Raw genomic sequence first — 8,525 nt, 5'->3', positions numbered from 1 at the left:
ATGATGATCTTGCGGCCGGTCAGGCCGGCGTCGCCCATCGGGCCGCCGATCTCGAAGCGGCCGGTCGGGTTCACCAGCAGCCGGTAGCCCTCGGTCTCCAGCTTGATGCCGTCCTGCGCGAGCTGGGCCAGCACGTACTCGACCACGTGCTCCTGGATGTCGGGGGTCAGCAGCCCCTCCAGGTCGATGTCGGAGGCGTGCTGCGAGGAGACGACCACGGTGTCCAGGCGCACCGCCGTGGCGCCGTCGTACTCGATGGTGACCTGCGTCTTGCCGTCCGGGCGCAGGTACGGGAGCGTGCCGTTCTTGCGGACCTCGGACAGCTGGCGCGAGAGCCGGTGCGCCAGGTGGATCGGCAGCGGCATCAGTTCCGGGGTCTCGTCGGTGGCGTAGCCGAACATCAGGCCCTGGTCGCCGGCGCCCTGCTTGTCGAGCTCGTCCTCGTCGCCCTCGACCCGCTTCTCGTAGGCGGTGTCGACGCCCTGCGCGATGTCCGGGGACTGCGCGCCGATCGAGACGGACACGCCGCAGGAGGCGCCGTCGAAGCCCTTGGCCGAGGAGTCGTAGCCGATCTCCAGGATCTTGTCGCGTACGAGCTGCGCGATCGGCGCGTACGCCTTCGTCGTCACCTCGCCCGCGATGTGCACGAGACCCGTGGTGATGAGGGTCTCCACGGCCACGCGCGAGGCCGGGTCCTCGGTGAGGAGCGCGTCGAGGATCGTGTCGCTGATCTGGTCGGCGATCTTGTCGGGGTGGCCCTCGGTCACGGATTCCGAGGTGAACAGACGGCGGGACATGTCACTCCTGGTGGGTTGGGACAGAGGGGACGGACGGGGCGGAGGAGACGGAAGAGGCAGCGGTCGGCGGGGACGTCATACGGTGCCCAGCCGCGGGCCGCGCGCCGCCGCCGTCAGCGCACGGGCCAGCGCCCGCAGCAGGCCGGTCCCGCCGTCCGCGGCGCCGGCGACGGCGACCAGCGGCGGTTGCCAGCCGTGCGCGGCGATCCGCTCGGCGGCCCGCCAGGCGGCGTCGCCCGCGCCGGAGGCCCCGCCGAGCCACACCGGCTCCCCGCGGGCGAGCGCGGGCCGCAGGGCCTGCAGGTACAGGGCCGGGTCGTCCCCGGTGGGCAGGGTGACCAGCGCCTGCGGGCCGCCGTAGAACTCGGGGAGCCCGTCGTAACAGCCGGGCGGCGAACCCGGCGCCGGCAGCAGGCAGATCGTGCCCGCACCGGGACGGGCGGCCGCGCGCAGGACGCGCGCCGCGGCGGCCGGACGGGGCCGCGCCCGCGGTACGGGGATGCCGTCGAGCAGCTCCAGCGCCCCGGACACGTCCAGGGCGCCCCGGCCGTCGGGAAGGGTGCGCAGCAGCAGGGCCGCCTGCGAGAGGAGGCCGGCCGCGTCGGCGTCCTGGAACGTGGCGCGGTCGTGGACCGAGGTCAGGACCAGTCCGCCCGCGGTGTCGTGGTGGGCGAACAGGGTGAACGGCACGGCGGTGTGCGCCGCGAGCACCTCCGGCGGGTCCAGCTGTACGCCCGCCTCGGCGAGTTCGTCCACGACGGCGTCGCGCCCGGGTCCCGTACCGGAGGTGCCCCAGCCGGTGTGGGCGGCGGCGCTCCGCGGTTCGAAGACGACGAGGGACTCGAAGGGCGCGGCCTGCGTGCCGCGGCGGCCGGTCCAGTCCTCGATCTGCCCGGCGGACACCCACTCGTACGCCGCGCGGTCCAGCGCGTGGCCGCTCAGCGTGTCCAGCAGCAGCGCCACCGGCATGTGGGCCCGCAACCGTACGTCCAGCGGAAGGGAGTTGCCCAGTGCGCCGGAGAGCAGCTCGGCGCCGGCGAGGGTGATGCCGCGGCCCGAGACGGCCACCGAGAACGCCACGGACACCGGGTCGGGAAGCTCTGCGCGCGCGGCGGCCCGGTACAGCAGCAGCGCCCACACCGCGTGCAGGGCGGTCGACTCGGTCGCCCCCTGCACGGCCGCCCAGGCCCGCAGCCGCGCCGCCTCCAGCGGGGTGAGCCGCGCCCGGGTACGCCCGTGGCCGGGCCCTTCCTCCGGTACGCCGGCCCCGCTGCCCGGACCGTCGGACCGCAGGGCGGGCAGGGTGACGGCGTCCGGCGGCGGGGCGGCCCGCGACCAGAACTCCCGGGCGGCCGAGGTGTCCTGGCGGGCCAGCCAGTGCGCGTGGTCGCGGACGTCGGGGCGGCGCTCGCCGCCCAGCGGCCGGCCGTCGGCGAGGTAGGCGCGCAGGAAGGCACGCAGCAGGCCGCGCACGCTGCGCTCGTCGAGGAAGGCGCGGTGGTAGGTGAACAGGATGCGGGTGGGCCCGCCCGGGCGCGCCCGCCCGGGCGGTGCGGCCTCGTCCAGCAGCACGATGCGCAGCTGGCCCGGGTCGCGCAGGTCGAACTCGCGCAGCCGCTCGCGCAGGACGAGGGCGTGCCAGTCGGCGCCGCCGGCGCCGTGGTGCTCGATCCGCGGGTCCACCCGCGGGTGGACGACCATCGACGGCGGTGTCCCCGCGGAGTCGGCCAGCGCGGTGCGCAGGGCCGCGTCAGCGTCGTAGAGCGTGCGCCAGGCCGCGGTGAACCGCGGCAGGTCCAACGGCCCGTACCAGCGCGCCAGCAGCTGCTCGACGTGGAGTCCGGCGCCGGGCCGCACCAGCGTGTCGAGGAGCAGGTCCCGTTGGAGCGGGGACGCGGGTACGGGCAGCGGGCGCGGGCCGCGGCCCGAACCGGCGGCCCGGGGGCGGGTTGCGGCCGGGCCGGTGGAACGGGCCCGGGAGCGTGGCCGCGGGCGCGCGGGCGCCTCGGTGAGCAGGTCGGACAGCAGCCCGACGGGGAACGGATGGGGCGCCACGGTGAGCGTGTGATGGGTGTCCGAGTGTCGTTCCAGGGTGGGCTCGCAGGCCGGGAGGTGGGCGAGTGCCGCCTCCAGGTGCGCCGCCTCCAGCGGCCCGTGCAGCTCCAGCGAGGGCGGCAGGCCGGGCACGAGGACGACCGCCATGGCCGCGCTCATCGGATTCCTCCCTCCTGCTCCAGTGTGTCTTGACGTCGATGGCTGGTGTCACGAGTCGTCCGGCCGGGTCAGCGGGCCTCCAGTGCCGCCTCCACCGCTCCCATGAACCCCTCGTCGAGCATCGTTCCGGCCGCGGTGTCCCGCGCGGCGTCCAGTCCGGTGTCGTGACAGGCCGTGCTGAGCAGGTACCGCCTCAGCACCCGGTGCGTGGCGAACGACCACGCACCGCCCCCGGCCGGACTGCCGTCGGGCCCCAGCAGTCCGCCGTCGGCCAGGCCGAAGCCGAACTCCGTGAACCCCAGCCTCAGCCCTTGTCCCAGGGCCTTGGTGTAGGCCTCCTTGAGGGTCCAGAGGCGGAGCATCTCGGCGGCCTGCCGCTCCGGGGGCATCCGGTCGAGCTCGGCGGCCTCGGCGGGGATGCACACGCGGTCCCGCAGCAGCTCGAAGGACATCCGCCGGCCGGCCGGTTCCACGTCCACGCCGATCCGTCCGGTCCGGCTGATACCGACGGCGATGAGGTCCTCGGTGTGGCTGAGGCTGACGTCGATCTGGCTCATGCCGCGGATGTACGGGCGTCCGCCGATCCGGTACGACAGGTCCAGCGCGGCCGGATCGGTCCGCAGAGCGGCCGCCGCCGTGTACTTGACGACCATGCGCGAGGTGACGAAGCGGTAGCGGACCGCCGCGTCCGGGGTACGCCGGTAGCGCTGCCAGTCGCGGCCCAGCAGCGGGCGCAGCGAGGTGTCGGCGAGTGCCGCGGTCAGCCACTCCCCCCACGTCGCGTACACCACGACGCTGCCGCGCCGTTCCAGTCCCGCGGAGACCGCTTCCCAGGGCCCGTCGGGGCCGGTGACGTGGAGGGGCGGCGCGTCCGCGGGGTTCATCGGGTGAGCTCCGTGCCCTGGAGGTCGCAGCTGCGACCGGTGCGGTGCCGGCGGATCAGCTCGTCGAGCACCTGCGCGAGGCAGCCCTCGGGCAGGTCGGGTACGGCGATGCCGAGGCGGCTGCCGATCCGCGTCAGTGCGAGCACGGCCCAGGCGGGGTCGGCGAGGAAGGCGTCCGTGCCGTCCTGCGCCTCCCAGACGCCGAGGACCGAGGCGGCCGCCAGGATCAGCGCGTAGCGGTCGGTGAGCACGGCCACCCCGGGGCCGGCCAGCGCGGCCCGTTCGGCGGGCAGCGCCACGCAGTCCGCGCGCAGCCCGCGCAGTTCGTTGACGAACCCGTCGGCGAGGTCGCTGAGCGCGGCCATCTGCCCGCCGACCCGGCGGGTCGCGGAGAGCCGGTCGGCCGCGCCGACCAGGGAGGCGGTGAGGTAGTCGTCGCCCCCGGCGATGCCGAGCAGCCGGTAGTCCAGGTCGGGCAGGTGCGGTCCGCCGCGGAACAGGCCGGACGGCGGTTCGGGCAGGCTGAACCAGGAACGGGCGGCCAGGGAACGCAGCTGCGGGACGATCACGGCCTGGCAGGCCGCCGTACCGGCGTGCCCGAGGCCGGCCACCGGGAGGTCGCGGACCAGTTTGTCGAGGGCGCCGTACTGCGCGTCGCCGTGCGCGTAGCCGTGGCCGCCGAGCACTCCGGCGAGTTCCTCCAGGTTCTCGCGGAGCATGTCCGGAACGACGTACTTGACCGCCGCTGCCAGCACGTTGACGTGTTCCGGCAGCAGGCTCAGGGCGCGCAACGACACGGTCGCCATGCTGTCGGCGGCCAGTAGGTCGGCGAAGACCCCGGCGAGCGGCTTGTGCCAGCGGCGCGCGACCGGGGCGGTGCGGCCCGCGGTGACGGCCCGCACGGCGGAGTGCAGGACGGTGTCCGCCGCGGCGACGGCGACGGCCGGGATCAGGCACCGGTTGACCTGGAAGGTGCGCAGGGCCAGCGCCACGCCCTCGCCCTCGCGTCCGACCAGGGTGTGGCGGGGCAGCAGGCACTCGCGGAATTCCAGGCCGGAGAAGAGGCCGCCGCGCATGCCGGGCGTGGGCACGCGGGGCAGGTGGGCGAGCTGTCCGGAGGCGCGCGCGGCCGCGAGTACGTCGGCGTCGAGCAGGAAGACCGAGTGGCTGCGCGGGCCGCGGGCGGGCGCGGTCCGGGCGTAGACCACGTACGCGCCGGACCGGGCGGCGTTCATGATGACGTCCTTGCGGCCGCTGAGCCGGTAGTCGCCGCCGGGCCGTCCGGCCGCGGCTCCCGGCCCGTCCTGAGGCTCCGGCCCGGCGGTGAACTCGTCGCGCAGGATGCCGTTGGCGTGGGCGATCTCGTGGTGGACGATCGAGGCCCGGCCGCCGGCCAGCAGCGGCGCGGCGGCCACGGCCCGCTGCCCGGGGGTGCCCGCCGCCCATACGGCGGCCGTGGCGAACAGCGAGGTGATGCCGTAGCCGTAGCCGAGGGCGACGTCGCGGCGGAAGACGGGGCGCAGCACCTGCGCGAGCAGGTCGGCGCGGGTCAGCCGGCCGCCCGAGCCGGCGGGCACGAACTCGGCACCGAGCCCGGCCGCGGCGAGGAGTTCCTCGGTGGCGGCGGGCGGCTCCCGCCGGGCGTCGGCGGCGGCGAGGGCGGCTATGCCGTGCGGATTGGCGGGATCGTGCGGGTCCCCGAGGAGGCTTTCCAGGCGCGCGGCGCGAGCGGCGGCATCCACCGCGTCGGGCATGTGGGGCGCGTCCGGGACGGCCGTGGGAAGGCGTGGTTCCAGGGAGATCGTCATCGTGGTGCTCAACTCCCCGTCTCAGAGGGTACGGACAGCGGATTCCGCGTGGTGGGCGGCGCGGCCGAGGGTGGCGGTGCTGTTGCGGCCGAGCGCCTCGCGTACGTGGGTGCGGGCCTGGGCGACGTCGGCGTCCGGGCCGAGCACCTCGGCGATCGCCTCCTCGCACAGCAGGACGCTGTGCCGGGAGACGGCGGTGACACCGGTCTCGTCGGGGAACAGCGACCACTCCCCGGTGTGCGCGGCGAGCAGGCGCGGGGTGGCGGTCTGCTTGTAGACGATCCGGTAGGCGTGCGGGAAGCAGATCCGGACGGACTCCGTGGTGTGCCGCGAGCCGTCGCCCGTGAGGGTGTCCATGCTCAGCAGCTGGATGCCGGGCACGTCCTCGGTCAGGTCGACCCGGCTGACGTGCGGGAGGAGGGCCGGCCAGTCGTCAACCGCGTAGAGGAAGGCGTAGACGAGCTCCGGCGGCGCCTTGACCTTGATCCGGTCCTCGAAGGTGAGGAGGAGGTCGTCCAGGCACGCCCAGTTCTCGGCGGTCGCCTTGATCCGGTCGAGTTCGGCCCTGCTGTTGGTGTCGGTGGCGCGCGCCACCCAGGCCGCGTCGTCGGGCCGGTCCCCGGCCACCGTGAAGTCGTGGTCGAGGGTGAGCCGGCACCACGTGGCGCCGAGCTCGTCCACGCTCCAGCGCCCGCCCATGGCGAGCGCCGGGGCCGCCGGGGTCTCCTGCCGGAAGTCGACGCGCCGACCCACCGGGTCCATGGCACGGCGCGAGAACCAGGACTTCACCTGGCCGTTGGCGGTGACCCACATCTGGAACCGGTCCTCGGTCCCGTCGAAGTCGAGCCGCTCCACGTGCACGCTGGGCGGCACGATCAGCGGCCACTGGGTGGTGTCGGCGATCAGCCCGTACACCACGCCCGCGGGTGCGGCCACGTCCACCGTGTACGTCTTGTGGTGCACTCGCTCACCTGACATCGGCCCGCCTCTCTCGCCCTGGACTCACGAATGTGCCCGAGGCCGCCGGAAGCGGGCTGGAAGTCCGCTTGAGGACGGGTCAGGGACCGCGGGGCCGGGCCGTCCCTTCGGATCTCGCCGGGCCGCAAGCGCCGGCCCAAGGGCTGTCCCCGTAATCCCCGGCGGGTCAGCGCACGGCGTCATGGGCGTATTCGGGCGTTCCGACAACGCGGCGAGGTGTTGTAGCCGGCGTGGTGCGCCCGCCGGGGATTACGGGACAGGCCTCAGACGATCGCGGCTGCCGCGCGGGCGGTGAACAGGTCGGTCCGGACCCCGAGCGGATCGGTGCCGTGGGCGACCCTGCGGGCGATCCGGGCACCGACCGGGGTACGGCTGACCGCGGCGGCCGCGCGGGTGCGCGCGAAGTCCGCGAGCGGGCCGTCGCCCCGGCCGAACATCGCGCGGGCCTGGACCCGCTGCATCCGGTGCACCGCCTGCGCGACGGGCGAGCGCCGCCGCTGGTAGGGGGCGAGCCGCTCCCGGGTGACCTGGCCGGCGTCCAGCGCGTCGACGAGGACGGGGTGCAGGGCGGCGGCGTCCTGCAGCGCCAGGTTGACGCCCTGCCCGCCGATGGGCCCGTGCGTGTGCGCGGCGTCCCCGAGCAGGACCAGACCGTCGCGGACCCAGTCCTCGGCGTGCGAGGCGAAGACGTCGAGCAGGGTCAGCTGCGCCGGCGAGGACAATTGTTCGTGCACCAGGTCGGCGAACTGCGGCAGCGCCCGGGTGAGTTCCCGGCGTACGTCGGTCATGCCCCCCGATACGACGTCCCGCCAGCCGCCGTGCGGGAGGGTCCAGCCCACCCGCAGCCGGTCGGGGTGGGACTCGTGGACGAGCACGAGGCTGCCGCCGGCCCGGTGCACCCTGACCCTGCCCGTCTGCCGCCCGGGCGCGTGCAGCGAGAACCACACCGCGTCCTGGGCGAAGGCCTCCGAACGCCCGGAGGCGATGCCGGCGAGCGCGCGGGTCTTGGAGTACCGCCCGTCGGCGCCGACGACCACGCGGGCGCGGACCTCGGTCGCGGCGTGGTCGGGTCCGCGCGTGACCACCCCGGTGACCGGGGCGCCGGGGCGCTTCTCGGCGAGGGACGCGAGTCGGTGGCCTTCCAGGTAGGTGAACCCGGGCAGCGGGCGGCAGGCGTCGAGGAGTTCGCCGAGCAGGAAGGGCTGCGGCAGGGCCAGCAGGTGGTCGTACGGGGCGGCCAGGCGCCGGTAGTCGATGTCGAGCAGCAGCCGCTCGCCCTGCACGACCTGGAACCCGTCCAGGACGCGCGAGCCGCGGCGCCGGGCCGGTGCCAGCACCCCGAGGTCGTCGAGGACGCGCTGCCCTCCGGGCTGCAGGATCTCGCCGTGGAAGCCACGGCGGAAGGAGGTGGCCCGTTCGACCAGCGTGGTGCGCACGCCCGAACGCAGCAGCATCAGGGTCAGGGCGAGGCCCGCGGGGCCCGCGCCGACCACGCACACGTCGGTCTCGCGTACGGCCGTGCCCCGCACGGCTCGTACGTCCGTGTCCTGCACGGCCCGCGCGTCCACGTCAGACCGCGGCCCGGGAGGCGGACAGCGCCCGGTTGACCATGTCGAGGTAGCGGCGCGGGGTGTAGGCCTCGTCGAGCTCCTCCTCGTCGAGCATGACGGCGTAGTCGCGCTCGACCCGGCCGGTGATCTCCAGCAGGGCCAGCGAATCGTAGCCGAGGTCCCCGAAATCGCAGTCCAGGATGTCGCCGTCGAGGTCGGTCCCCTCGGCCTGGCCCGCGCACTCGCGCACCAGCCTGACCAGGTCCGCCAGTTCGATCTGCTCCTGTCCCATGG

7 protein-coding genes are annotated in these 8,525 nt (G+C 75.0%); all 7 read right to left on the bottom strand.

Annotated features, from left to right (window positions below):
* Positions 1–797: methionine adenosyltransferase (metK, locus tag AB0D48_RS29355; RefSeq protein WP_362403457.1), on the bottom strand; the 797-nt coding region annotated here is incomplete at its 3' end.
* Positions 798–872: 75 nt separating this feature from the next.
* A complete protein-coding gene (locus AB0D48_RS29350) occupies positions 873–3,011 on the bottom strand; it encodes a condensation domain-containing protein (RefSeq protein WP_362403454.1) in 2,139 nt (712 codons plus the stop codon).
* A 68-nt stretch (positions 3,012–3,079) separates the two neighbouring features.
* Positions 3,080–3,895 carry a 4'-phosphopantetheinyl transferase superfamily protein gene (locus tag AB0D48_RS29345; protein WP_362403451.1) on the bottom strand — a complete coding sequence of 272 codons (816 nt, stop codon included), beginning with the start codon at positions 3,893–3,895 and terminating at the stop codon, positions 3,080–3,082.
* On the bottom strand, positions 3,892–5,715 hold the full coding sequence (locus AB0D48_RS29340) for an acyl-CoA dehydrogenase (RefSeq protein ID WP_362403448.1): 1,824 nt from the start codon (positions 5,713–5,715) through the stop codon (positions 3,892–3,894). Before AB0D48_RS29340 ends, AB0D48_RS29345 begins: the two co-directional genes overlap by 4 nt.
* A 9-nt stretch (positions 5,716–5,724) precedes the next feature.
* Complete coding sequence (locus AB0D48_RS29335; RefSeq protein WP_362403445.1) at positions 5,725–6,681, bottom strand: aromatase/cyclase; 957 nt, start codon at positions 6,679–6,681, stop codon at positions 5,725–5,727.
* Positions 6,682–6,944: 263 nt separating this feature from the next.
* Entirely contained in the window at positions 6,945–8,234 is a 1,290-nt protein-coding gene (locus AB0D48_RS29330) for an FAD-dependent monooxygenase (protein WP_362403442.1), read from the bottom strand.
* A gap of 16 nt (positions 8,235–8,250) precedes the next feature.
* A complete protein-coding gene (locus tag AB0D48_RS29325; protein ID WP_328930729.1) occupies positions 8,251–8,523 on the bottom strand; it encodes an acyl carrier protein in 273 nt (90 codons plus the stop codon).
* Positions 8,524–8,525: the final 2 nt, after the last annotated feature.

The organism is Streptomyces sp. NPDC048269 (assembly GCF_040652395.1).
Lineage (GTDB): Bacteria > Actinomycetota > Actinomycetes > Streptomycetales > Streptomycetaceae > Streptomyces.
Note: the sequence above shows the minus strand (reverse complement) of the source record. Positions and strands in the feature narration are given on the sequence as shown.

Coding starts and splice junctions, on each gene's coding strand:
- AB0D48_RS29350 (WP_362403454.1), bottom strand. CDS start 3,011: ATGAGCGCGGCCATGGCGGTCGTCCTCGTGCCCGGCCTGCCGCCCTCG.
- AB0D48_RS29345 (WP_362403451.1), bottom strand. CDS start 3,895: ATGAACCCCGCGGACGCGCCGCCCCTCCACGTCACCGGCCCCGACGGG.
- AB0D48_RS29335 (WP_362403445.1), bottom strand. CDS start 6,681: ATGTCAGGTGAGCGAGTGCACCACAAGACGTACACGGTGGACGTGGCC.
- AB0D48_RS29325 (WP_328930729.1), bottom strand. CDS start 8,523: ATGGGACAGGAGCAGATCGAACTGGCGGACCTGGTCAGGCTGGTGCGC.